The following is a 24,619-nucleotide window of genomic DNA, read 5'->3' on the forward strand; positions in this document are numbered from 1 at the left end:
ACAGAGATGTCGGCTTTTTTTGTGGCTGGCGGTTTGAGATTTGGTGTGGCGCCAAGAGCACCCCCTCACCCCAACCCTCTCCCCCAAGGGGTAGAGGGGAAAGGGAGCCGATCTTCGTGGTTGTCAAAATTTGCGTTTGACTGAAGGAGGGGAGCCGATCTTCATGCTGTTCAGAATTTGCGTTTGACTGCGGAAATGGAGCAGATCTTTGTGCAGTTCAAAACCTGAGTACGACTCAGGAATTTCAGGTCGGCGTACCTCGCACAATCACCGCTGTCAGTCCCCTCTCCCTCCGGGAGAGGGCTAGGGTGAGGGGCTATCAAGCCAAGCCGAACAATCAAAACCCCCGCCGAATCCTGCCCTTCAACTGATCATGAAACTGCTCAGCATTCCTCTTGTAAGTCCCCTTCATCGACTCACTCATCGAATCCAGCATCACCGAACGCTTATTCGTCACTTCCTCACGATAAGCATCAATAAAGAAATCCAGATCTTTATCCGTACTCAATTTCGGCCATTTATCCAGATACAGCGGCAGCTCCGCCGGCCCGGTCTTGAACGAGCAGATCCGCCGGTTGCTGATGGTCGCCTCGCCAATCTCGAACGGCACCCACCACGACGAAGCCGTCCGCTCCGAGACCACCGCCAGCAAGTGCGTGCACTCGGTGATGTTGCGGGTGATGACGCCGGTGATGTCGTCGGTGGTCTGTGATTCCGGATCGAGCACATCCAGATAAGTCTTGATGTTCGCCTGTTTCAGGCGACTGTTGATCGCCATGGCCTGCATACGATCCATGTGGCGGTAGCTGATAAACACAGGCATCAGAAGTGTCCTTTGATTGCGAGTTCGCGGTAGTAGGCGCCGAGCGCGGTGAGGCGGCAGCCGGTGGAGTGGAGGGCGGCGTAGTACATGTGCTCGGCGTCGACCGGTTCGATCAGGCTGTGGCGATTGCACTTCTGCAGTTGCGCGAAGACCTCGCCGTGCTCTGGGTTGAACGTCGCCTCGGTCGGTTCGTAGCTGGGATCGAGCGGGTAGGTCGATTCGGCTTCGGCAAACCATTCGGGCAGTTTGCGCAGGATCTCTTTGGGGATCAGCGGCGAGACTTCGCGCAGGGAAATGAACTGCGACACATTGGTCTTGAACACCGGGCGTTGTTCCCAAGCGTCGAGCGCGTTATCGACAAAGGAATAGAGGCTGCCGGGCGTGATCTTGCCGAGAATGTTCGCCGCGCCGCCGTGCAGGGCCTGAAGCAGCAAACCGGTAAACACGCCGTGTTGCGCGCCTTCCATGGCCGGTTCTTCCTTTTTGCACGCGGTGAGAATGGTCATGCCTTCGCCGACCACACTGCTTTCGCTGCGCAAGGCGCGCACTTCACCGGCGGCGCCGCTTTGGCAGCAATCGAGGATGATCACTTTGTTCTTGATGCGCGTGGCTTTGCTCGCCCAGTTGAGGATGTCGCTGATGCGGATGCCGTCCTTGGCGTTGCGATAATCCTGGGGCAGCAACATGCCTTCGTCATTGTCGGTATCGAAACCGCCATGCCCGGCGAAATACAGCAGGGCGACATTGCAGTCGCCGAAAAACAGCTCGCGGATCTGGTCTTCGAGCATCTCCCGACCCAGGTAATCCTCAGCCGACGTCAGCACGACATTCTTGAAGTTGGGGTCGCCGTCGGCGTCGGTTTTCAGCACCGAGGCCATGGCCATGGCGTCATTGCTGCAACCGCTCAGGCGCGAAATATGCGTGTAGTCGTTGATGCCGATAAACAGTCCCTTGCGCATGATCAGGCCGCCGTGTGCAGGCGGATCGCGCCGACGATGCTGTTGGTGTTCCACGCGCATTCGGCGTGTGCGGCGTTACGCACCACCGTGGAAATGCGCTCGGCGCCGAACGGTTTCACCGCGATGATCACCTTGCCCATGCGCTTGGCGATCTCGATTTCCTTGTTGATCCACTTGCTGTAGGTCGAATACATGCCGGCCATGATCAGCACCGCCGAGCACGGACGAATCTTGTTTTCGATGGCTTCTTCGAGCTGTTTGTCAGTCTGCGCGCCCATGATCGGGTTGTGCGGCGGCACCGAAAAATTCTTGTAGGTGAAGTCGGGGTGGGCACTGAGCAGGCGCACCAGATTGTCGTGGGCGTGGGAGTAGTTCCACGAGTGGCTGATGAACAAATGGTAGGTTTGCATGGGGGTTCCTCTGGGGCGCGAACGTGCGACGAGGAACTCAATGTAGGCTCATGAAGCGTGCCCACAAGGCTTGGGCGAAGAAAGAGAAATGTCCTGCAAGCAGGCGTGCAAAAGTCCTACAGAAAAGACCGATGTTTAAAAAAGGGAGGAGGGTGTCAGGGAAAAACCGACCTCCGGCAGCCCTTGGGGAAAGGGCTGCCGGTGCGACTGTTTAATAGCCGTTTTCGGGCAGGCTGGCGATGATCGAGCGGTAGCTGTTCATGCGCTGTTGCTGAACGCGGCCGTCTTCCAGAGCTTTGAGCAACGCACAACCGGGTTCGCGGTCGTGCTTGCAGTCGCGGAAACGGCAAGTGCCGAGCAGGTCGTCGAACTCGATGAAACCGGCTTCAACATCGGCGCGGCTGACGTGGCCGAGGCCGAATTCACGGATACCCGGGGAGTCGATCAGCTCACCGCCGCCGGGGAAGTGGAACAGGCGCGCGGTGGTCGTCGTGTGCGTGCCCTGACCGGACAACTCGGACAGCGGCCCGACGCGGGTTTCGACTTCAGGCAGCAAGCTGTTGACCAGCGACGACTTGCCGACACCGGACTGACCGACGAACACGCTGATGCGTCCGTCGAGCTGCTTTTGCAGCTGTTCCATGCCGTCACCGTGGTGCGCCGACACTTCCAGCACCGGATAACCGAGCGTGCGGTACACCGCCAGCAGCGCATTGAGCGCCGGTGCGTTGTGCTCGTCGATCAGGTCGAATTTGTTCAGCAGCAGCAACGGGCGGATGCCGGCGTGTTCGGCGGCGACGAGATAGCGGTCGATCAGGTTGGCATGCGGCTCGGGCAGCGGGGCGAAGACAATGACGATCATGTCGACGTTGGCCGCGACCGGCTTCAACTGGCCTCGGCTGTCCGGACGGCAGAGTTCGGTGGTACGCGGCAATTGCGCGACGATCACACCGATGCCCTGATTGCCGGCACGCCAGACAACCGTGTCGCCGGTCACCAGTGCAGGCAGGTTGGCGCGCAAGTGGCAGCGGAAAACCTGGCCGGCCTGTTCGCCGTCAATGGCCTCGACTTCGACTTGCACGCCGAAGTGAGCGATCACCAGACCGGTCTGTTCCGGGCCCAGGTCGCCGCCCTCCAGGGCTTCGACAGCCGAGGACTCGCGTTTGGCGGCGCGTGCGGCGCGTTCGCCCTGAATCTTTTCGATGCGCCAGTTTTGACGACGATTGAGTTGGCGTTTGGCCATGGGTGTTCCGTCTGAAGAATGCAGCGATTAGGTAAAACGGCCGCGAGTTTAGCACGCCCGGCAGCCGGCCTAGGCTAAACTGCGCAGCATTGCTCAGGAGCCGAAACATGCAAAACCCGCAGAATCTGATCTGGATCGACCTCGAAATGACCGGCCTTGACCCGGACAACGACGTCATCATCGAAATGGCCACCATCGTCACCGACAGTGACCTCAACACCTTGGCCGAAGGCCCGGTGATCGCCATCCACCACAGCGACGAAGTGCTCGCGCGCATGGACGAATGGAACACCCGCACCCACGGCAACTCCGGCCTGACCCAGCGCGTGCGCGACAGCCGCATCAGCATGGCCGAAGCCGAAGCGGAAACCATCGCCTTCCTCGAGAAATGGGTGCCGAAGGGCAAGTCGCCGATCTGCGGCAACAGCATCTGCCAGGATCGGCGCTTCCTTTATACCCACATGAAAGCGCTGGAAAGCTATTTCCACTACCGCAACCTCGACGTCTCGACGCTCAAGGAACTGGCGGCACGCTGGGCACCGGACGTACGCGACAGCTTCAAAAAGGGCAGCACCCATTTGGCGCTGGACGATATTCGCGAATCGATCGCCGAGCTGCAGCACTACCGCAAGCACTTCATCAAATTCTGATGCGATCCCTGTAGGAGCTGCCGAAGGCTGCGATCTTTTGATCTTGTTTTTCAGGTTTAAAACAAAGATCAAAAAATCGCAGCCTGCGGCAGCTCCTACGGGGTTTTGTGTTTGCTGTGGCGCCCTCTTTTGGTGCCGCACCGAAATGGCTAGACTGCGCGCCTTCCTGACTGGATCGCCACCATGTTGCTGATGCTCTATCTGATTGCCATCACCGCTGAAGCCATGACCGGCGCGCTGTCTGCCGGTCGTCGCGGCATGGACTGGTTTGGCGTGGTGCTGATCGCCTGCGTCACGGCATTGGGCGGCGGTTCGGTGCGCGACGTACTGCTCGGACACTACCCGCTGACGTGGGTCAAACACCCGGAATACCTGGTGCTGACCTCGGTCGCGGCGATGTTCACCGTGTTTACCGCCCGCTGGATGCGCCACCTGCGCTCACTGTTTCTGGTGCTCGACGCCGTCGGTCTGGTGGCCTTCACCCTGATCGGCTGCATGACTGCACTGGAAATGGGCCACGGCATGTTGGTGGCCTCGGTCAGCGGCGTGATCACCGGCGTCTTCGGCGGCATCCTCCGCGACATCTTCTGCAACGACATCCCGCTGATCTTCCGCCGAGAACTCTACGCCAGCGTCTCGTTCGCCGCGGCGTGGTGTTACATGCTTTGCCTGTATCTGAATGTGCCAAGCGAACAGGCGATCCTGATTACGTTGTTCGGCGGCTTCCTGCTGCGCCTGCTGGCGATCCGCTTCCACTGGGAAATGCCCAAGTTCGTCTATAACGATCAGCCGTAACGCAATATTCCATGTAGGAGCTGCCGAAGGCTGCGATCTTTTGACGTTGTTTCAAGATCAAAAGATCGCAGCCTGCGGCAGCTCCTACAGGGGATTATGCGATTCCGTGTTGTTTCAGAGCCCATTCGACGTGTTCTTGTACCAGCTCTGACGGATAGTCCCGCCGCGCCTTCAATGCTTCCAGCACCGGAATGCTCGACGGCGCGTTACCGAGCCCTACCGCCAGATTGCGCAACCAGCGTTCATACCCGGCGCGGCGCAGCGGTGAGCCTTCGGTGCTGCTGAGGAATTTATCCTCGTCCCACATAAACAACTCAGCCAGTTCCGCATTGTCGAGATTGTGCCGTGGCTTGAAGTCGCTTTCGCCGGAGGGTTTGGCGAAACGGTTCCACGGGCAGACGATCTGGCAGTCGTCGCAGCCGAACACGCGGTTGCCGATCAGTGGACGCAGGTCTTCGGGGATCGCGTTTTTCAGTTCGATGGTCAGGTACGAAATGCAGCGTCGCGCGTCCAGCACATAGGGGCCGACGAAGGCATTGGTCGGGCAGATGTCGAGACATGCGGTGCAGCGACCGCAATGTTCGGTGCTGTGCGGATCATCCACTGGCAACGGCAGATCAACGAACAACTCGCTCAAGAAAAAATAGCTGCCAGCCTTACGGTTCAGCACCAAGGTGTTTTTGCCGATCCAGCCCAGTCCGGCCTGCTCGGCGATGGCTTTTTCCAGCACCGGAGCGCTGTCGACAAACGCCCGAAAACCGAACGGGCCGATCTCGGATTGAATCTTGTCGGCCAATTGCTGCACACGTTTACGGATCAATTTGTGGTAATCGCGGCCCAAGGCATAACGCGAGACGTAGGCTTTTTCCGGTTGGGCCAGGCGTTTGGCCATTTCGGTGTCGCCCGGCAGGTAGTCCATGCGCAGCGAAACCACGCGCAACGTGCCCGGCACCAGTTCTTCCGGGTGCGAGCGTTTGCTGCCGTGGGCGCCCATGTAGTCCATTTCGCCGTGGTAGCCGGCCGCGAGCCAGCGCTGCAGATGCTGTTCATGCTCGGCGAGATCCAGACCGCTGATGCCGACTTGCTGAAAGCCCAGCTCGCGGCCCCAATCCTTGATCGATTGGGCGAGGGCGGGCAGGTCTGTGGTGATGGCGGACATGAGGCGAGAGAAACCGGAGCTGAGGTGCGTATAATTCTGCCAGACATCGGAGCCCGAAGACGCATGCCGCACACGAAAGATGAATTACCCGACGCGCTGTATGGCGCCGCACAGGTGCGCGAACTCGATGCGCGGCTGATTGCCGCCGGCACGCCGGGCTTCGAATTGATGCAGCGCGCGGCGCATGCAACGTGGCGCGCGCTGGTTCGGCAATGGCCGTCGGCGACCGAACTGACGGTGCTGGCCGGGCATGGCAACAACGCTGGTGATGGTTATCTGGTCGCGGCCATGGCACAGCGAGCCGGGTGGCAGGTGCGGGTGTTGGCGGTCGGCGATCCGCAGCGATTGCAGGGCGATGCCGCCCTGGCCCACTCCGAGGCGCTGGCTGAAGGTGTTGCGGTGCAAGGCTGGCAGGCTCACAGCGAACTGCGCGGCGTTATTCTTGATGCCTTGCTCGGCACCGGTTTGAGCGGTGACGTGCGCGAGCCTTACCTCTCGGCGATCAAAGCCATTAACGCCAGCGGCTTGCCGGTAACTGCCGTCGATATTCCTTCTGGTTTATGTGCAGACACCGGGCATGTGCTCGGCGGCGCCGTGCAGGCCGATCTGACGGTGACCTTTATCGGGCTGAAACTCGGTTTGTTCACCGGCGATGCGGCGGATCACATCGGCTCGTTGCTGTTTAATGATCTGCAAGCCAGCGCCGACATCTATCGTGACATTCCGGGCATCGCCCAACGGCTCAACCCGGCTAATCTTCCGAAACTGACGGCGCGTAGGCCGACTTCGCACAAGGGCCGTTTCGGCCATGTGTTGCTGATCGGTGGCGATCACGGGTTTGGCGGGGCGATCCTGCTCAGCACCGAAAGCGCTTTGCGCAGCGGCGCCGGAATGGTTTCGCTGGCGACGCGCCCGGAGCATGTCCCGGCTGCGCTGACTCGTGTGCCGGAGGTGATGACGCTCGGCACATCGTCGGCCAATCAATTGATGGGTTTGCTGGAAAAAGTCTCGACACTGGTGATCGGCCCCGGACTCGGCCAGGCCAGTTGGGGCCGGGCGTTGCTGTCAGCAGCTGCCAATGCGCCGTTGCCGCAAGTCTGGGACGCCGATGCGTTGAACCTGCTGGCGAGCGGTTTTGTGCAGCTGCCCAAGGATTGCGTGATCACTCCGCATCCTGGCGAAGCGGCGCGGCTGCTCGGCATCAGTACCGCCGAAGTGCAGGCTGATCGACCGGCCGCCGCGCGGGCATTGAGCAAAAAATACGCAGCGACTGTAACTCTCAAAGGTGCGGGTACTCTGATCGCACATCCCGATGGGCGTCTGGCGTTGTGTCATCAGGGCCACCCGGCGATGGCGACGGCCGGGTTGGGCGATGTGCTGGCCGGTTTGACCGGCGCGTTGCTGGCGCAGGGAATGCAAAGTTTCGACGCCGCGCGTCTGGCCGTGTGGCTGCACGCCAACGCCGGAGCGCAACAAGGCAAATTGGGCCGTGGGCTGGCGGCCAGTGATCTGATTCCAGCCATTCGTCAGTTGTTGGAGGAGCAAGCACCGTGTCTGAAGTAACCCTGTACCTGGCCGATGAACAGGCCATGAGCGACTTTGGCGCACGGATCGCCCGCGTGACCCAGGGCCACGGCCTGATTTTTCTGGAAGGCAACCTCGGGATGGGCAAAACCACGCTGTCGCGGGGCATCATTCGTGGCCTGGGCCACGTTGGCTCGGTAAAAAGTCCGACCTTCACATTGGTCGAGCCCTACGAGATCGGTGACGTCCGCGCCTTCCACTTCGACCTGTATCGACTGGTCGATCCGGAAGAGCTGGAGTTTCTCGGCATCCGCGATTACTTCGAAGACGATGCGCTGTGCCTGATCGAGTGGCCCGATAAAGGTGCAGGCTTTTTGCCAAAGCCTGACCTGACCATTACCATTAGCCCGCAAGACAGCGGGCGTTCGCTGAAAATTTTATCCCAGGGCTCGCGTGGCGAGGCCTGGTGTGCCGCTTTGGCATTGGAATCCAATTAAATGATGGGGTTAGGTATGCGCTTTCGCGCGTTGGTGGCTGCCGTTGGACTGTTGTTGATGGCAGTAACCGTCAACGCTGTGGCCGATTCAAAGGTCAACAGCGTGCGCTTGTGGCGAGCGCCGGATAACACGCGACTGGTCTTCGACCTGAGCGGCCCGGTGCAGCACAGCGTCTTCACCCTGACCGCTCCGGATCGGCTGGTGATCGACATCAATGGCGCCACATTAGGTGCGCCGCTGAAATTGCAGACCGCGAACACCCCGATCACCGCCATGCGCTCGGCACAACGCACGCCGACCGACCTGCGCGTGGTCATCGACCTGAAAAAAACCGTCACGCCAAAAAGCTTCTCGCTGGCGCCGAACGGGCAGTATGGCAACCGTCTGGTGGTCGATCTGTTCGACAACGCAGCCGACGCCGAACCCGCTCCAACACCTGCGCCGACCCCTTCGGTCGCGACCATACCAGCAGTGCCGGTCACCCCGACAGAACCGGCGATCAAGTTGCCCCCAGCCCCGGCCGGCAAGCGCGACATTATTGTGGTGATCGACGCCGGCCACGGTGGCGAAGACCCGGGCGCGTCCGGTTCGCGCGGGCAGCGTGAGAAAGACGTGGTGCTGCAGATCGCCCGCGAACTGCAACGTCAGGTCAACGGCATGAAAGGCTTCCGCGCCGAACTGACCCGTACGGGCGACTACTTCATCCCGTTGCGTGGCCGTACCGAAATCGCCCGCAAAAAAGGCGCCGATCTGTTCGTGTCGATCCACGCCGACGCCGCGCCTTCTGCGGCAGCCTTCGGCGCCTCGGTGTTTGCCCTGTCTGATCGCGGCGCAACCTCGGAGACCGCGCGTTGGCTGGCCGACAGCGAAAACCGTTCCGACTTGATCGGTGGTGCCGGCAACGTCAGCCTCGACGATAAAGACCGCATGCTCGCGGGCGTATTGCTAGACCTGTCGATGACCGCCTCGCTGACCTCCAGCCTCAACGTCGGCCAGAAAGTCCTGACCAACATCGGCCGCGTCACGCCGTTGCACAAACAGCGCGTGGAACAAGCCGGGTTTATGGTGTTGAAGTCGCCGGACATCCCGTCGATCCTGGTCGAAACCGGGTTTATCTCCAACGCCAACGAAGCGAACAAGCTCTCGGCCTCAAGCCACCAGCAAGCGCTGGCGCGTTCGATCAGCAGTGGCGTGCGCCAGTTCTTCCAGCAGAATCCGCCACCGGGCACCTACATTGCCTGGCTGCGTGATTCCGGAAAAATCGCCCAAGGCCCGCGTGATCACCGCGTCGGCCCGGGTGAGACCCTGGCCATGATCGGCGTGCGTTATCAGGTGTCGCCAGCCACGCTGCGCAGCGCGAACAATCTGAAAAGTGATGAGCTGAAAGTCGGCCAGCACCTGACCATTCCTGGCACCGAACTGGCGTCCAAAGAATGAACGAAGTGCTGAACGCTGCCGCGCGCATCGAACTGCTCAGCCCGCGGCTGGCGAACCAGATTGCCGCCGGTGAGGTGGTTGAACGTCCGGCCTCGGTGATCAAGGAGTTGCTGGAAAACAGCCTCGACTCCGGCGCCAAACGCATCGATGTCGATGTCGAGCAGGGCGGCGTCAAGCTGCTGCGCGTCCGTGATGACGGCAGCGGTATTTCCGCCGATGACCTGCCGCTGGCGCTGGCCCGTCACGCCACCAGCAAGATCCGCAACCTCGAAGACCTCGAGCAAGTGATGAGCCTCGGTTTCCGGGGTGAGGCATTGGCGTCGATCAGCTCCGTGGCGCGCCTGACCCTGACTTCGCGTACCCGCGATGCCGAACAGGCCTGGCAAGTTGAAACCGAAGGTCGCGACATGGCACCGCGGGTTCAACCGGCGGCGCATCCGGTCGGCACCTCGGTGGAAGTTCGTGATCTGTTCTTCAACACCCCGGCGCGGCGCAAATTCCTCAAGACCGAAAAAACCGAATTCGATCACCTGCAAGAAGTGATCAAACGTCTGGCGCTGGCGCGTTTTGACGTGGCTTTTCATCTGCGCCACAACGGTAAAACCATCCTCAGCCTGCACGAGGCCCACGATGATGCGGCCCGCGCACGGCGTGTAGCGGCGATTTGCGGCTCGGGTTTCCTTGAGCAGGCGCTGCCGATCGAGATCGAGCGCAACGGCCTGCACTTGTGGGGCTGGGTCGGTTTGCCGACCTTCAACCGTAGCCAGGCGGATTTGCAGTATTTCTTTGTGAATGGCCGGGCCGTGCGCGACAAACTGGTCGCCCACGCGGTGCGTCAGGCCTATCGCGACGTGCTGTTCAACGGCCGTCACCCGACGTTTGCGCTGTTTTTCGAAGTTGATCCGGCGGCAGTCGACGTCAACGTGCACCCGACCAAACACGAAGTACGCTTCCGTGACGGGCGCATGGTGCATGACTTCCTTTACGGCACCTTGCACCGCGCGTTGGGCGATGTGCGGCCGGAAGATCAACTGGCCGGCTCCGTCACCACTGCCGTCGTTCGCCCATCCGGCCTCGATGCCGGCGAGTTCGGCCCGCAAGGTGAAATGCGTCTGGCGGCCAATGCGCTGCTCGAGCAACCGCAGGCACAACCAGCGTTCAATACCTCGTCCGGGGCCAGCGCTGGCGGCGCTTATCAGTATCAATACACACCGCGCCCGCAGTCGGGCATGCCGCCGGCCGCCGAGGCGCAGGCTGCGTATCGCGAGTTTTTTGCGCCGTTGCCTGAAGCCAACGCCAATGCGCTGCCGGCCGGTCAGGAAGACATTCCGCCGCTGGGTTACGCGCTGGCGCAGCTCAAAGGCATCTACATTTTGTCCGAGAACGCCCAAGGGCTGGTGCTGGTAGACATGCACGCCGCTCACGAGCGGATCATGTATGAGCGCCTGAAGATCGCCATGGCCAGCGAAGGCTTGAGCGGCCAGCCATTGCTGGTGCCGGAGTCGCTGGCCGTCAGTCAGCGCGAAGCCGATTGTGCTGAAGAGCACGCGGCATGGTTCCAGCGTCTGGGCTTTGAATTGCAGCGTCTTGGCCCGGAAACCTTGGCGATCCGTCAGATTCCGGCCTTGTTGAAGCAAGCCGAAGCCAACCGCTTGGTCGGCGATGTACTCTCGGACTTGATGGAGTACGGCACCAGTGACCGGATTCAGGCGCACCTGAACGAACTGCTCGGCACCATGGCCTGCCACGGCGCGATCCGCGCCAACCGGCGCCTGGCCCTGCCGGAAATGAACGGCCTGCTGCGTGATATGGAAAACACCGAGCGCAGTGGTCAATGCAACCATGGCCGACCGACCTGGACTCAACTGGGCCTGGACGATCTGGACAAACTGTTCCTGCGCGGTCGTTGATGAGCCAGCTCCCTCCAGCGATTTTTCTGATGGGCCCGACCGCTGCGGGCAAGACTGATCTGGCCATCGAGCTGACCAAGGTGCTGCCGTGCGAGTTGATCAGTGTCGATTCGGCGCTGGTCTATCGCGGTATGGACATCGGCACTGCCAAACCTTCCAAAGAACTGCTGGCCGAACATCCGCACCGCTTGATCGACATTCTCGATCCGGCGGAAGCGTATTCGGCTGCGGATTTCCGTCGCGATGCGTTGCAAGCGATGGCGGAAATCACCGCGCGCGGAAAAATTCCGCTGCTGGTCGGCGGCACCATGCTCTATTACAAGGCGCTGGTGGAAGGGTTGGCCGAGATGCCGGCGGCTGATCCCGAGGTGCGCGCGCAGATCGAGGAAGAGGCTGCACGCCTTGGCTGGCAAGCCCTGCACGACCAATTGGCGGTCATCGACCCGGTGTCGGCAGCGCGGATTCATCCGAACGATCCGCAGCGCTTGAGTCGGGCACTGGAAGTCTATCGAGTCAGCGGTCAGAGCATGACTGCCCTGCGCGCACAACAATCTGCGCAAAGTACTGAAGCAGCCGCTTCGGGACTGCAACAATTGCCCTATACTGTCGCGAACTTGGCCATTGCCCCGGCAAACCGCCAGGTACTGCACGAGCGCATTAAACAAAGATTCACAATTATGTTGGAACAGGGATTCATCGACGAGGTCGTAGCCCTGCGTAAAAGAAGTGACCTGCATTCAGGGTTGCCGTCTATACGTGCGGTAGGCTACCGCCAAGTCTGGGATTACCTGGATGGCAAGCTGACGTTGGCCGACATGCAGGAGCGCGGCATCATCGCCACGCGCCAATTAGCCAAGCGCCAGTTCACCTGGCTGCGCAGCTGGGAAGATCTACACTGGCTGGACAGTCTTGATTGCGACAATCTGCCACGCGCCTTGAAATACCTTGGGACCATCTCCATATTGAGCTGAGTCCTTGCAATTGCCGTCTATCCTTGGGGGTGTGGCGGCTAAAGCCATCTGAATTACCTATTTTTTATTATTGAATCCTTAAAGGAGTGCGGCACATGTCAAAAGGGCATTCGCTACAAGACCCTTACTTGAATACTTTACGTAAAGAGAAAGTTGGGGTTTCCATCTACCTGGTCAACGGTATCAAACTGCAAGGCACGATCGAGTCGTTCGACCAGTTCGTGATCCTGCTGAAAAACACCGTGAGCCAGATGGTTTACAAACACGCTATCTCGACAGTAGTGCCGGTTCGTCCAATTCGTCTGCCTAGCGCAACCGAATCCGAAGCAGGTGACGCTGAGCCAGGTAACGCCTGATAGGAGTCTCCTTTGTTCTTTGAGCGCCACGGTGGTGGTGAGCGAGTAATCCTCGTTCACTTGGATGGACAGGACCCTGAGGCGCGCGAAGATCCGCAGGAGTTTCAGGAATTGGCTAATTCGGCCGGCGCCGAGACCGTTGCGTTTTTTAACGTGCCGCGTCATCGGCCAACCGCCAAATACCTGATTGGTAGCGGCAAGGTCGAGGAACTGCGCGACCTGGTCAAAGCTGAAGAAGCCGATCTGGTGATCTTCAATCACATCCTCACGCCCAGTCAGGAACGTAACCTCGAACGTGTTTTCGAGTGTCGCGTGATCGACCGTACCGGCCTGATTCTCGATATTTTCGCCCAACGCGCCCGTACCCATGAAGGCAAGCTCCAGGTCGAACTGGCCCAGCTTGACCACATGAGCACCCGCCTGGTTCGTGGCTGGACTCACCTTGAGCGTCAAGGTGGCGGTATCGGCATGCGTGGCCCGGGTGAAACCCAACTCGAAACCGACCGCCGTTTGCTGCGGGTTCGCCTGCGCCAGATCAAGGGCCGGCTCGAGAAGGTGCGCAGCCAGCGCGAGCAGTCGCGTCGCGGCCGTTCCCGTGCGGATATCCCGACCGTTTCTCTGGTGGGATACACCAACGCCGGCAAATCCACACTCTTCAACAACGTGACGAAATCCGACGTCTACGCGGCCGACCAATTGTTCGCCACGCTGGATCCGACCCTGCGCCGTCTCGACATTGACGACCTGGGGCCGATTGTTCTGGCGGACACGGTGGGCTTCATTCGTCACTTGCCGCACAAGCTGGTTGAAGCATTTCGGTCTACCCTCGAAGAGTCGAGCAACTCCGATCTGCTGTTGCACGTGATCGATGCAGCAGAACCGGATCGCATGTTGCAGATCGAGCAGGTGATGGTGGTGCTGGGCGAGATTGGTGCCCAGGACTTGCCGATCCTCGAGGTCTATAACAAACTCGATTTGCTTGAAGGCGTTGAGCCACAAATCCAGCGCGACGAAAACGGCAAGCCCCAGCGGGTCTGGCTTTCGGCGCGTGATGGCAGTGGTCTGGAATTGCTTGAACAAGCCATCGCCGAATTGCTCGGCAGTGATTTGTTTGTCGGTACCCTGCGCTTGCCGCAACGATTCGCCCGACTGCGTGCGCAGTTTTTCGAGCTCGGTGCGGTACAGAAAGAAGAACACGACGAAGAAGGCATCAGTTTGCTGGCCGTTCGTTTGCCCCGGGTCGAGCTGAATCGACTGGTAAGCCGCGAAGGATTGCAGCCGATGGAATTCATCGAGCAACACACTTTGCAATAAAAGCCTGAAGAAGCGGTTGTGCCGTGACGGCAGGCATTCTGTAGCATTGGTCGGCGCGCCGTGGGTGCGTCTTTGCTTTATCAGATGGAGAGCGCTATGGCTTGGAATGAGCCGGGTGGCAACTCGAATAATCAGGATCCTTGGGGTGGCAAACGCCGCAATAACGGCGACCGCAAGGGGCCACCAGATCTCGACGAGGCCTTCCGAAAGCTGCAGGAAAGCCTGAACGGGTTGTTCGGTGGTGGTAAAAAACGCGGTGATGACGGCGGGGGTTCCGGCAAAAGCCGTGGCGGCTTCGGCGGTCTGATCGGCATCGTCCTCGTCGTGCTGGCGGCTATCTGGCTGTACAGCGCGGTCTATGTGGTCGACGAGCAGGAGCAGGCCGTGGTGCTGCGCTTCGGCAAGTACTACGAGACTGTTGGCCCGGGCCTGAACATCTACCTGCCGCCGATCGACAAGAAGTACATGGAAAACGTAACGCGTGAGCGTGCGTACACCAAGCAGGGCCAGATGCTCACCGAAGACGAGAACATCGTCGAAGTGCCGCTGACCGTGCAGTACAAGATCAGCAACCTGCAGGACTTCGTGCTGAACGTCGATCAGCCGGAAATCAGCCTGCAACATGCGACCGACAGCGCCCTGCGCCACGTGGTGGGTTCGACCGCCATGGATCAGGTGCTGACCGAAGGTCGTGAATTGATGGCCAGCGAAATCAAGGAGCGTCTGCAACGCTTCCTCGATACTTACCGCACCGGTATCACTGTGACTCAGGTCAACGTACAGAACGCGGCAGCCCCGCGTGAAGTGCAGGAAGCCTTCGATGACGTGATCCGCGCCCGTGAAGACGAGCAGCGTTCGCGCAACCAGGCTGAAACCTACGCCAACGGCGTCGTGCCGGAAGCCCGTGGTCAGGCCCAGCGCATCATCGAAGATGCCAACGGTTATCGTGACGAAACGGTCTCGCGTGCCAAGGGTGAGGCGGATCGCTTCACCAAACTGGTCGCCGAGTATCGCAAGGCACCTGAAGTCACCCGCGAGCGTCTGTACCTGGACACCATGCAGGAAGTCTTCAGCAACACCAGCAAGGTACTCGTGACCGGTAACAAGAACGGCCAGAGCAACCTGTTGTACCTGCCGTTGGACAAAATGATTCAGAACAGCTCGGGCAGCAATGCGCCGGTCACCGGTTCGGCCGCTGCCAGCAACAACACGGATGCCGCGCCGCACGTCACTGACCTGCCGCAGACGCGCACAAGGGAGACCCGCTGATGAGCAATAAATCGCTGATCGCCCTGATCGTTGGCGTCGTTGTGCTACTGGTGGGCTGGAACTGCTTCTACATCGTCGCTCAGACCGAGCGTGCGGTGCTGCTGCAATTCGGTCGCGTGGTTCAGGCTGATGTTCAGCCGGGCCTGCATGTGAAAGTGCCTTACGTTAACCAGGTGCGTAAATTCGACGCACGTCTGATGACGCTGGATGCACCGACACAGCGCTTCCTGACCCTGGAAAAGAAAGCCGTGATGGTTGATGCCTACGCCAAGTGGCGCGTGAAAGATGCCGAGCGCTTCTACACCGCAACTTCCGGCCTCAAGCAAATCGCCGACGAGCGTCTGTCCCGCCGTCTCGAATCCGGTCTGCGTGACCAGTTCGGTAAGCGCACCCTGCACGAAGTGGTGTCGGGTGAGCGTGATGCACTGATGGCTGACATCACTGCATCGCTGAACTCGATGGCGGAAAAAGAGCTGGGTATCGAAGTTATCGATGTCCGGGTCAAAACCATCGATCTGCCGAAAGAAGTAAACCGCAGCGTGTTCGAACGTATGAGCACCGAGCGTGAGCGTGAAGCTCGCGAGCACCGCGCCAAGGGTAACGAGCTGGCAGAAGGCATCCGTGCCGACGCCGATCGTCAACGCCGCGTGCTGCTGGCTGAAGCCTATCGTGAATCCGAAGAGGTTCGCGGTGACGGTGATGCCCAGGCCGCTGCGATCTACTCCAAGGCCTACGGTCAGGATCAGGAGTTCTACGGTTTCTACCGTAGCCTGCGCGCCTACCGTGAAAGCTTCGCGAACAAATCCGACGTACTGGTCCTCGACCCAAGCAGCGACTTCTTCCGTTACCTGGAAAAGTCCAAGCCTTGATACGACGTTGACCTGAATCATTCCGCCCGGCGGCTAAAACCTCGGGCGGGGTGATCCTTTCGGAAAACGTGTGTATGATGCGGCAGCCGGGAAATTCCCGGCTTTTTTGCGTCTGCACGTTTGATTGCTGTTTTTTGTTGCAGGCATCGGGTTGAATGGCCCGACCGTTTTTCGAGGAAAGTGATGGGCGAAGCCGCTGACAGGCCTTTCGCTGCGTCGTTCATGCGCGTGCGTTTTGAACGGACTGGTCATTTTCTGCTTCACTCAAGGCTCGCCCTCGTGCTGGCCGCCCGGATCAAAGGGGAATGGCGTAATGGCAACGGTAGACCGCTGGCTGCTGCCAGATGGCATCGAAGAAGTACTGCCACCGGAGGCGGCGCGCATTGAAGTCGCGCGTCGTCAGGTGTTGGATCTGTTCCAGAGCTGGGGTTACGAGTTTGTCGTGACCCCCCATATCGAGTACCTGGAATCCCTGCTGACCGGCGCGGGCCAGGACCTGGATCTGCGTACCTTCAAGGTCATCGACCCGCAATCGGGCCGGCAGATGGGTTTCCGGGCGGACATCACGCCGCAAGTGGCGCGCATCGATGCGCACACCCTGCGTCGCGAAGGCCCGAGCCGTCTGTGCTACGCCGGCAGCGTGCTGCATGCGCAACCGCGTGCATTGTCGTCCTCGCGCAGCCCGATCCAGTTGGGCGCCGAGTTGTACGGCGACGCCAGCCCGAGCAGCGACGTTGAAGTGATCAGCCTGATGTTGGCCATGCTGCAACTGGCCGACGTGCCGGATGTGCACATGGATCTGGGGCATGTCGGCATTTACCGTGGTCTGGCGCGTGCCGCCGGTCTGTCTGGTGAAGTCGAGCAGCAGTTGTTCGATGCGCTGCAACGCAAGGCCATCGACGAGGTCATTACCTTGACCGAAGGTCTGCCGGCCGATCTGTCCGGCATGCTGCGTGCGCTGGTTGATCTGTGCGGCGGCCGTGAAGTGTTGAGCGCTGCCCGCGAGCGTCTGGCGAATGCGCCGGCGCCGGTTCTGGCAGCACTGGAAGATTTGCTGGCGATCGCCGAGCGTCTGTCGGCGCGCTTCCCGGAGCTGCCGCTGTACTTCGATCTGGGCGAGCTGCGTGGCTACCACTACCACACCGGTGTGGTGTTCGCGGTGTTCGTGCCGGGTGTTGGCCAGTCCATCGCTCAGGGCGGTCGCTACGACGACATCGGCGCCGATTTTGGTCGCGCTCGTCCGGCGACAGGCTTTTCCACCGATTTGAAAACCCTGGTGACCCTGGGGCGTGCTGAGATCGAGCTACCGTCTGGCGGTATCTGGATGCCTGACAGTACGGATGCGGCACTCTGGCAGCAGGTTTGCCAGTTGCGCAGTGAGGGTCAGCGTGTCGTTCAGGCGTTGCCTGGACAACCTTTGGCCGCCGCCCGTGATGCGGACTGCGACCGGCAATTGATTCAGCAGAACGGGCTTTGGCAAGTTTCGCCACTGGCTTCTTGAGTTTTCCTGCCGGCCATCGCCGGCACCAAGTTTGCGCGAATGAGGACAAGTGTTATGGGTAAGAATGTCGTAGTCCTGGGCACCCAATGGGGTGATGAGGGCAAAGGCAAGATCGTTGATCTGCTGACCGAACATGCTGCCGCCGTAGTGCGCTACCAAGGTGGCCACAACGCTGGTCACACCCTGGTGATCGACGGCGAAAAAACCGTTTTGCACCTGATCCCGTCGGGCGTGCTGCGCGAAGGCGTGCAGTGCCTGATCGGCAACGGCGTGGTGGTTGCACCTGACGCCCTGCTGCGCGAGATCACCAAGCTGGAAGAGAAAGGCGTACCGGTGCGCGAGCGTCTGCGTATCAGCCCCTCCTGCCCGCTGATCCTGTCCTTCCACGTAGCGCTGGATCAGGCTAGGGAAAAGGCCCGTGGCGAGCTGAAGATCGGTACTACCGGTCGCGGCATCGGCCCGGCGTACGAAGACAAGGTTGCTCGTCGTGGCCTGCGTGTTGGCGACCTGCTGAACATGCCGCGCTTCGAAGACAAGCTGCGTGAACTGGTGGATTACCACAACTTCATGCTGGTTGGTTACTACAAAGAGCCAGCCATTGAGTTCGAAAAGACTCTGGCCGAGTGCAAGGAATACGCTGAGCTGCTCAAGCCGTTGATGCTCGACGTGACTGCCGAGCTGCACGACCTGCGTCGCGCCGGCAAAGACATCATGTTCGAAGGCGCCCAGGGTTCGTTGCTCGACATCGACCACGGCACCTACCCGTACGTGACCAGCTCCAACACCACCGCCGGTGGCGTGGCGACCGGTTCGGGCGTTGGCCCGATGTTCCTGGACTACATCCTGGGCATCACCAAGGCTTACACCACTCGCGTCGGTTCGGGCCCGTTCCCGACTGAGCTGTTCGACGAAGTCGGCGCGCACCTGGCCAAGCAAGGTCACGAGTTCGGCGCTACCACCGGCCGTGCCCGTCGTTGCGGCTGGTTCGACGCCGTTATCCTGCGTCGCGCTATCGATGTGAACAGCATCTCGGGTATCTGCCTGACCAAGCTGGACGTACTCGACGGTCTGGAAACCATCAACATCTGCGTCGGCTACAAAGACGCGCAAGGCAACGCCGTTGCTCCGACCGACGCTGACAGCTACGTAGGCCTGCAGCCTGTGTACGAAGAAGTGCCGGGCTGGACTGAATCGACCGTGGGTGCAAAAACCCTGGAAGAGCTGCCGGCTAACGCTCGTGCCTACATCAAGCGCGTTGAAGAGTTGATCGGCGCACCGATCGACATTATTTCGACGGGCCCGGATCGCAACGAAACCATCGTTCTGCGTCATCCGTTTGCTTGATAAGTCGTTGATGTAAAAAACAAAGGCCCCTTAATCGGGGCCTTTGTCGTTTATGCCTGTCGGACGGCATGACCTTTGCTGTGAAACTTCCTACAAGAGTGCCATCAAATTAATGGCGTCAGAAGTAGAGGTATTCACAGTGTCGGCCGTTCTCTCACTGTTACAAAGCCGTTTGTTGCGCCCGGTATTCGTTACCCTTGGTATCGCCCTTTTGGTGCAAGTGCTGGTGGCCGTCGCCCTGACACGGAGCACCGTCACGGCGCTGGAAGCCGATCTGGCCGTGCGCCTAGGTGCCGACAGCCAGAAACTCTCTGGTGAACTAGAGCAGGCCGGACGTGAAGTCACGTCGAGCCTGGACAACCTTTCCAGCAGCACCCGCCAGCGGTTGACCGCCGGTTTGTCCGCGCGTCTGAAGGATGAGCAGGCACAGCTGCGTGCGACTCTGGAAAAAGACCTCAAGGACTCGGCCAATGACATGGCGCAACTGCTCGCCTCCGTTGCGCCGCGCGCGATGTGGGACAGCGACGTGCCGACCCTCTCTGAGTTCGCCCGTCGTGCCCAGCGCAATCCCAATGTGCTGTTTGTGGTGTACGACGATGCCACCGGCCAGCACCTGACCCGTTATCTCAACCGCGAAAACCCGATCAACAAGGCCTTGCTGGAAAAAGGCCAGGGCGAGCGCGCGCTGGATAAAGTGCTGGACGCGGCGAAAAACGATCCGTCGGTTTACTACCTCGAAGCCTCGATCAATCCCAACGGCGTGGAAATCGGCAAGGTGCTGATGGGCGTTTCCACGGCGTCAGTGGAAACCGATCTGGCCGCACTGGATAAACGCTTCTCGGCGCTGATCGCCAGCAGTGATCAACTGGTCGGCGACAGTCTTCGAGGTGCCGCCGCCGATAGCGCAAAAGCCATGCAGGCGCGTCTGCAATCGGCGCAATCCACCGCTGCTGAAATGAAAGCCAATACCGCCAGCACCGTGCAAGAAGCAGCGGCGACGCTGCGCTGGAGAATCGGTCTGGGCCTGGCGCTGGTCGGCTGCGGCGTGCTGCTGTTGCTGGCCGTGGTGTTGGGCCATCGCGTGGTCAATCGCCTGAAGATGCTCAATGCCGCGATGGATGATCTGGCGGCGGGCGAGGGCGATCTGACCAAGCGTGTACAGATCAACAGCAAAGACGAAATCGGCGACATGGCTTCGGCGGTCAATCGCTTTGTCGATAAGTTGCAGCCGATCGTGCGCGAGGCGGGCGATGTCGCCCAGCGTACCGGCGTGGAAATCGGCGCGATGACTCTGCGCAATGCTGGTGCCGATGCGGCGGCCGGGATGCAGCGTGATGAAGTGGCGGAGAGTCTGCGCGCACTGTCGCAAATGGCCGACGAGGCACAGTCTGAAAGCCATGCGATGCAGGCGGCGTTGAAGCAGGTGGTGGATATTCGTCAGGCCACTGATGAGAACACGCGCACGTCGGCCAAGGTCGGCGGCTTGATTGAGGCGTTGGCCGGGCAGGTCGACACCGGAGCGAAGGTCATTCAGCGACTGGCGCAGCAGAGTGAACAGATTGAAGTGGTGCTGACGGTGATCCACGGGATCGCCGAGCAGACCAATTTGCTGGCACTGAACGCGGCGATTGAAGCGGCGCGCGCGGGTGAAACCGGGCGTGGGTTCGCGGTAGTGGCGGATGAGGTGCGTGCGCTGGCGAGCAAGACGCAAAGCTCTACCGGCGATATTCAGGCGCACATTGTTGCTTTGCAGCAGGGTGCGCGTGAGGCGGTCGAGGCGATTGGTCAGGCCGGGCGTCAGGCTAGCGAAGGCTTGCTGGTGTTGCGCGACAGTGCGCGCTTGCAGCAATCGGTGCAGGCCTCGGTTGAGCAGGTGCATGCGGCGATTGGTCTGGCGACGCAGGCAGCGGCGCATCAGGCGCAGGGTGCGCAAGCGGTGCGTGGGCGGGTCGAGACGATTCATGCGCAGGCCGAGAAAGCGGCGCAGGCGGTAGTGGAAACCACGGCGAGTGGCAAGGTGCTGGATGGTTTGGCGGCGCAGTTGAAGGCGAGTCTGGGGCAGTTCAGGGCTTAGGATCAAAAGATCGCAGCCTGCGGCAGCTCCTACATTAATCTCCTGTAGGAGCTGCCGCAGGCTGCGATCTTTTAGCGGCTCAGATACATCCGCGTCGTCAATAGATAAACCGGCAACCCGGACACCAAAATCAACAACGCCGCATAAGGCGCCGCCGCCGCAAACTCGACATTCGCGGTATGCGCCCACACCTCGGTCGCCAACGTGTTAAGTCCGGTCGGACTCAGCAGCAGCGTCGCCGTCAATTCCTTCATCGCATCCAGAAACACCAGCGCAAACGCCGCGCCCAATGCCGGGAAAATAATCGGCAACGTCACCCGGCAAAACGCCGTGAACGACGAAGCGCCCAGCGTCCGTGCAGCCTCTTCAAGCTGCGGCGCAGCCTTGTTCAGTGCAGTACGAATCGGTGCCTGCGCCAGCGGCAGAAACAGCAGTGCATAAGCGATCAGCAACAACCCCGAAGTCTGGTACAGCGCCGGCACGTAATGCAGGGCGAAATACACCAGCGTCAGCGCAATCACCAGGCCCGGCAGCGCGTGCAACAGGTACGGCAGACGCTCAGCCCAGATCGCCAGTTGGCCTTTGTAACGCACCACCAGCAAACCAACTGGTACTGCCAGCACCAGGCACAGCGCCGCACCGCCGAGCGACAGCGCCAGCGAAGACAGCAGGGCTTCGGTAATTGCCGCCACAGGGAATGCCGCCGAAGAGCCGACCGCCAGCCAGTAAGCCAGCATCCCCAGCGGAATCCCGCTGCCGACAATCGCCAACGCCAGACAATACAACTGACCCAGCGGAGCCCAGCGACCCAATCGAACTTGCTCAGCCTGACGCGCCGCGCCTTGCCCGGTGCGCACATGCCGGCCTTTGCCACGCACGCGCAGCTCCAGCCACAACAACACCAGGCACAACGCCAACAACACCGCGGAAAGCATCGCCGCGTTGGCGTTACTGAATTCCAGCTCGAACTGTTGATAGATCGCCGTGGTGAAGGTTTGCAGGCCGATGATCGACAGCGCGCCGAACTCCACCAACATGTGCAAGGCAATCAGCAACGAACCGGCCAACAGCGACGGCCAGAGCAGCGGCAGGGTGACGCGGAAAAACACCCCCCAGCGATTCTGCCCGAGGGTGCGTGCGGACTCTTCAAGGGAGGGATCGAGATTGCGCAGGGTCGCCGCTACCGGCAGAAAGATCAGCGGGTATTTCGACAGGCTCATCACCAGAATCGCCCCGCCCAGCCCTTCGAACTGCACACTCAAGGAGACCCAGGTGAAGCTGCTGACAAACGCCGGCACCGCGAACGGCAGGCACAGAATCACGCCCCACAAGCGCCGCCCCGGCAGATTGCTGCGTTCCAGCAACCACGCCAGCGATAGACCGATCACGCCGCAGGTAATCGTCACGCCAACCATCAATGCCAGCGTATTGCGCAGCAGGCCGAACACGTACGGGCGCCACAGCAAGTGCAGTGCCTCGGCCCAGCCGGCCTGCCAGGCTTTCAGTCCGACGTAGGCGAGCGGCAAAAGGCTGAGCACCACCAGCAGCAACACTGGCAGCACCAGCCAGATCGACGGCCGCTTGCGCTTTGGTACGTAACCCCCGCGCGCGGCGGGGGCGGATAACGATGCGGCCATCAGTTCAAGCCAACTTCACGTTCCAGTTCCAGCGCTTCTTCGGCATTGCCCAGATCGGCCGGCGTTACGTTCGGCGCTTCCAGCTCGCTGAACGGCTTGAGCCCGCGATCCGATTCCATGCCTTTGTGCAGCGGATATTCGGCGGTGGTCTGAGTGATCACGCGCTGACCTTCTTCGCTGGCCATGTAGGCGAGGAATTGCTGGGCTTCTTTTGGATGCTTGCTGGATTTCAGCACGGCAGCACTGGATACAGTGATCAAGCCACCGACATCGCCGCCAGTGAAGTAATGCAGTTTCGAGTCGAGTTGGCCTTTCTCGCGCTGCAGGGCGAACCAGTAGTAGTTGTTCACCAGCACGGTAGCGACTTCGCCGTTTTCCACGGCTTTGAGCGCGACCATGTTGTTGCTGTAGGTTTTACCGAATGCGCGCAGGCCAGTCAGCCATTCTTCGGCAGCGTCACGACCGTGCACCTTGATGATCGCTACGGCTTGTTCCTGGAACGCGCCGCTGGTTGGTACGAAGCCGACTTTGCCTTGCCACTGCGGATCAGAGAATTCCATCACCGATTTCGGCAGGTCTTTTTCATCGACCAGTTTCGGGTTGTAGGCAACCACGCGAACGCGCGCTGTGACGCCGATCCAGGTGCCGTTGCCGGCTACATATTTTTCCGGAAGCACAGCCAAAGTGGCGTCATCGGTTTTCGCCAGCAGGCCGAGTTCGCCGAGATTGTTAAGCGGCGGCGATTCTTCGGTGTAGATCACATCGGCGGGGGAGCGGTCGCCTTCTTCGATGACCTGGCTGGCGAGCTGATTGCTGCTGCCTTTGCGGACATTGACGTGAATGCCGGTCTTGGCTTCGAAGGCTTTGGCGATCGCGTCGCCGACTTCCTTGTGCTGGCCGTTATAGAGAGTCAGGGAAACCGCATCGGCAGCCTGGGTGAGGGGAGTGGCGAGCGCCAGGCCGAGAAGGGTGAAGGTCAGGCCTCGGCGCAGGGTATTTCGAAACGTCATTCGCAGGGTTCCTCACTGTCGCATTGCAAAAACTTGCAACAATGATAAACGATATTGTTTCTCAAGTGCGCCTTGCGAGAGGCCGCCAGCTCTGATACGACGTCTTCGTTGAACCGTAGGAGCTGCCGAAGGCTGCGATCTTTTGATCTTGCTCTTTGGAAAAACAAGATCAAAAGATCGCAGCCTTCGGCAGCTCCTACATGGAGATATCAAGATTTCGGGAAGCCAGAAACGCAAAAACCCGCTTTCGCGGGTTTTTGTGAAATCCAAGGCCGTAACCTTGAATTTGAATTGGTGCCCAGAAGAAGACTCGAACTTCCACGACCTTGCGGTCACCAGCACCTGAAGCTGGCGTGTCTACCAATTTCACCATCTGGGCAATCATCGCTAGCGTTGCCGCTGTTGATGTGGCGCACTATACGGAGCGCTTTTTAATCTGTAAACCCCTGATTTAATTTTAATAAATCAGTTTTAACAAAAGCGTTCCTTAGAATGCAAAAAACCCGCTTTCGCGGGTTTTTGTGTGAGTCTTGAAACTGATCTAGTCTCAAACTCTAAATTGGTGCCCAGAAGAAGACTCGAACTTCCACGACCTTGCGGTCACCAGCACCTGAAGCTGGCGTGTCTACCAATTTCACCATCTGGGCAGTATCGGCAACGCTGTGCGTCGTCGATGGCGCGCACTATACGGAGCGTCTTTTTAACTGTAAACCCCTCTCAGCAAAAAACATGGTTTTTTTTACCGGCGGTGGTCAAAACGGCTTTCAAGCAACGCTACAGCCCCGGATACGCGCCTTATAGAAGCGGAAATTTCCCGTTTCATGGCGCCTATGCCAAACTAACCCGCATATAGACAAGGTGAAAACT

General features: G+C 60.0%; 21 protein-coding genes and 2 tRNA genes. 14 read left to right on the forward strand and 9 right to left on the reverse strand.

What is annotated here, in order from left to right; translation table 11 throughout:
* Positions 1-337 precede the first annotated feature (337 nt).
* From KFS80_RS11795 to rsgA, 4 genes are all read right to left on the reverse strand, one after another.
* The gene (locus KFS80_RS11795) at positions 338-823 is read right to left on the reverse strand and encodes a toll/interleukin-1 receptor domain-containing protein (RefSeq protein ID WP_053116761.1); all 486 of its coding nucleotides are present in this window, start codon (positions 821-823) and stop codon (positions 338-340) included.
* On the reverse strand, positions 823-1,782 hold the full coding sequence (locus tag KFS80_RS11800; RefSeq protein WP_212544901.1) for a caspase family protein: 960 nt from the start codon (positions 1,780-1,782) through the stop codon (positions 823-825). The genes KFS80_RS11795 and KFS80_RS11800 overlap by 1 nt, the downstream gene beginning before the upstream one ends.
* Positions 1,783-1,784: 2 nt before the next feature.
* Positions 1,785-2,192: a TIR domain-containing protein gene (locus tag KFS80_RS11805; RefSeq protein ID WP_053116763.1), complete on the reverse strand. Its 408-nt coding sequence runs from the start codon at positions 2,190-2,192 to the stop codon at positions 1,785-1,787.
* Positions 2,193-2,403: 211 nt separating this feature from the next.
* Complete coding sequence (rsgA, locus tag KFS80_RS11810) at positions 2,404-3,435, reverse strand: small ribosomal subunit biogenesis GTPase RsgA (RefSeq protein ID WP_007915800.1); 1,032 nt, start codon at positions 3,433-3,435, stop codon at positions 2,404-2,406.
* A 107-nt stretch (positions 3,436-3,542) separates the two neighbouring features.
* Here rsgA and orn point away from each other — a divergent pair, with 107 nt between their 5' ends.
* The gene (gene orn, locus KFS80_RS11815; RefSeq protein WP_053116764.1) at positions 3,543-4,085 is read left to right on the forward strand and encodes an oligoribonuclease; all 543 of its coding nucleotides are present in this window, start codon (positions 3,543-3,545) and stop codon (positions 4,083-4,085) included.
* Between the two features lie 183 nt (positions 4,086-4,268).
* The gene (locus KFS80_RS11820; protein ID WP_053116765.1) at positions 4,269-4,880 is read left to right on the forward strand and encodes a trimeric intracellular cation channel family protein; all 612 of its coding nucleotides are present in this window, start codon (positions 4,269-4,271) and stop codon (positions 4,878-4,880) included.
* 94 nt (positions 4,881-4,974) lie between these two features.
* Here the strand turns inward: KFS80_RS11820 and queG are convergent, their stop codons facing one another.
* On the reverse strand, positions 4,975-6,039 hold the full coding sequence (queG, locus tag KFS80_RS11825; protein WP_159815244.1) for a tRNA epoxyqueuosine(34) reductase QueG: 1,065 nt from the start codon (positions 6,037-6,039) through the stop codon (positions 4,975-4,977).
* A gap of 63 nt (positions 6,040-6,102) precedes the next feature.
* On the opposite strand from queG, the gene KFS80_RS11830 reads away from it, so the two are divergent.
* The 12 genes from KFS80_RS11830 to KFS80_RS11885 all read left to right on the forward strand — a co-directional run bounded on the left by KFS80_RS11830 (position 6,103) and on the right by KFS80_RS11885 (position 21,105).
* Positions 6,103-7,602 (forward strand): NAD(P)H-hydrate dehydratase, encoded by a 1,500-nt coding sequence (locus tag KFS80_RS11830; RefSeq protein WP_212544902.1) that lies wholly within the window; start codon positions 6,103-6,105, stop codon positions 7,600-7,602.
* A complete protein-coding gene (gene tsaE, locus KFS80_RS11835; protein WP_053116768.1) occupies positions 7,590-8,060 on the forward strand; it encodes a tRNA (adenosine(37)-N6)-threonylcarbamoyltransferase complex ATPase subunit type 1 TsaE in 471 nt (156 codons plus the stop codon). Before KFS80_RS11830 ends, tsaE begins: the two co-directional genes overlap by 13 nt.
* A 3-nt stretch (positions 8,061-8,063) precedes the next feature.
* Positions 8,064-9,497: an N-acetylmuramoyl-L-alanine amidase gene (locus KFS80_RS11840; protein ID WP_212544973.1), complete on the forward strand. Its 1,434-nt coding sequence runs from the start codon at positions 8,064-8,066 to the stop codon at positions 9,495-9,497.
* A gap of 8 nt (positions 9,498-9,505) precedes the next feature.
* A complete protein-coding gene (gene mutL / locus KFS80_RS11845; RefSeq protein WP_212544974.1) occupies positions 9,506-11,407 on the forward strand; it encodes a DNA mismatch repair endonuclease MutL in 1,902 nt (633 codons plus the stop codon).
* On the forward strand, positions 11,407-12,378 hold the full coding sequence (gene miaA, locus KFS80_RS11850; protein ID WP_053116771.1) for a tRNA (adenosine(37)-N6)-dimethylallyltransferase MiaA: 972 nt from the start codon (positions 11,407-11,409) through the stop codon (positions 12,376-12,378). The genes mutL and miaA overlap by 1 nt, the downstream gene beginning before the upstream one ends.
* A gap of 95 nt (positions 12,379-12,473) precedes the next feature.
* Positions 12,474-12,734 (forward strand): RNA chaperone Hfq, encoded by a 261-nt coding sequence (hfq, locus tag KFS80_RS11855; RefSeq protein ID WP_007902656.1) that lies wholly within the window; start codon positions 12,474-12,476, stop codon positions 12,732-12,734.
* A gap of 12 nt (positions 12,735-12,746) precedes the next feature.
* The gene (hflX, locus tag KFS80_RS11860) at positions 12,747-14,048 is read left to right on the forward strand and encodes a ribosome rescue GTPase HflX (RefSeq protein ID WP_053116772.1); all 1,302 of its coding nucleotides are present in this window, start codon (positions 12,747-12,749) and stop codon (positions 14,046-14,048) included.
* A gap of 96 nt (positions 14,049-14,144) precedes the next feature.
* Complete coding sequence (gene hflK, locus KFS80_RS11865) at positions 14,145-15,317, forward strand: FtsH protease activity modulator HflK (protein ID WP_053116773.1); 1,173 nt, start codon at positions 14,145-14,147, stop codon at positions 15,315-15,317.
* A complete protein-coding gene (gene hflC / locus KFS80_RS11870) occupies positions 15,317-16,186 on the forward strand; it encodes a protease modulator HflC (protein ID WP_053116774.1) in 870 nt (289 codons plus the stop codon). Before hflK ends, hflC begins: the two co-directional genes overlap by 1 nt.
* Before the next feature lie 313 nt (positions 16,187-16,499).
* On the forward strand, positions 16,500-17,687 hold the full coding sequence (locus tag KFS80_RS11875; RefSeq protein WP_007915833.1) for an ATP phosphoribosyltransferase regulatory subunit: 1,188 nt from the start codon (positions 16,500-16,502) through the stop codon (positions 17,685-17,687).
* A 54-nt stretch (positions 17,688-17,741) separates the two neighbouring features.
* Positions 17,742-19,031 (forward strand): adenylosuccinate synthase, encoded by a 1,290-nt coding sequence (locus KFS80_RS11880; protein WP_027921980.1) that lies wholly within the window; start codon positions 17,742-17,744, stop codon positions 19,029-19,031.
* Between the two features lie 139 nt (positions 19,032-19,170).
* Entirely contained in the window at positions 19,171-21,105 is a 1,935-nt protein-coding gene (locus tag KFS80_RS11885; RefSeq protein WP_212544903.1) for a methyl-accepting chemotaxis protein, read from the forward strand.
* A gap of 71 nt (positions 21,106-21,176) precedes the next feature.
* Here KFS80_RS11885 and KFS80_RS11890 read toward each other — a convergent pair whose 3' ends face one another.
* The 4 genes from KFS80_RS11890 to KFS80_RS11905 form a co-directional block, all read right to left on the reverse strand.
* The gene (locus KFS80_RS11890) at positions 21,177-22,742 is read right to left on the reverse strand and encodes an ABC transporter permease (RefSeq protein ID WP_212544904.1); all 1,566 of its coding nucleotides are present in this window, start codon (positions 22,740-22,742) and stop codon (positions 21,177-21,179) included.
* Positions 22,742-23,752 carry an extracellular solute-binding protein gene (locus KFS80_RS11895; RefSeq protein ID WP_212544905.1) on the reverse strand — a complete coding sequence of 337 codons (1,011 nt, stop codon included), beginning with the start codon at positions 23,750-23,752 and terminating at the stop codon, positions 22,742-22,744. Before KFS80_RS11895 ends, KFS80_RS11890 begins: the two co-directional genes overlap by 1 nt.
* Before the next feature lie 292 nt (positions 23,753-24,044).
* A tRNA-Leu gene (locus KFS80_RS11900) sits at positions 24,045-24,131 on the reverse strand.
* Positions 24,132-24,312: 181 nt separating this feature from the next.
* Positions 24,313-24,399 (reverse strand) — tRNA-Leu (locus KFS80_RS11905).
* Between the last annotated feature and the right edge of the window lie 220 nt (positions 24,400-24,619).

This window comes from Pseudomonas rustica (genome assembly GCF_018336155.1).
Lineage (GTDB): Bacteria > Pseudomonadota > Gammaproteobacteria > Pseudomonadales > Pseudomonadaceae > Aquipseudomonas > Aquipseudomonas rustica.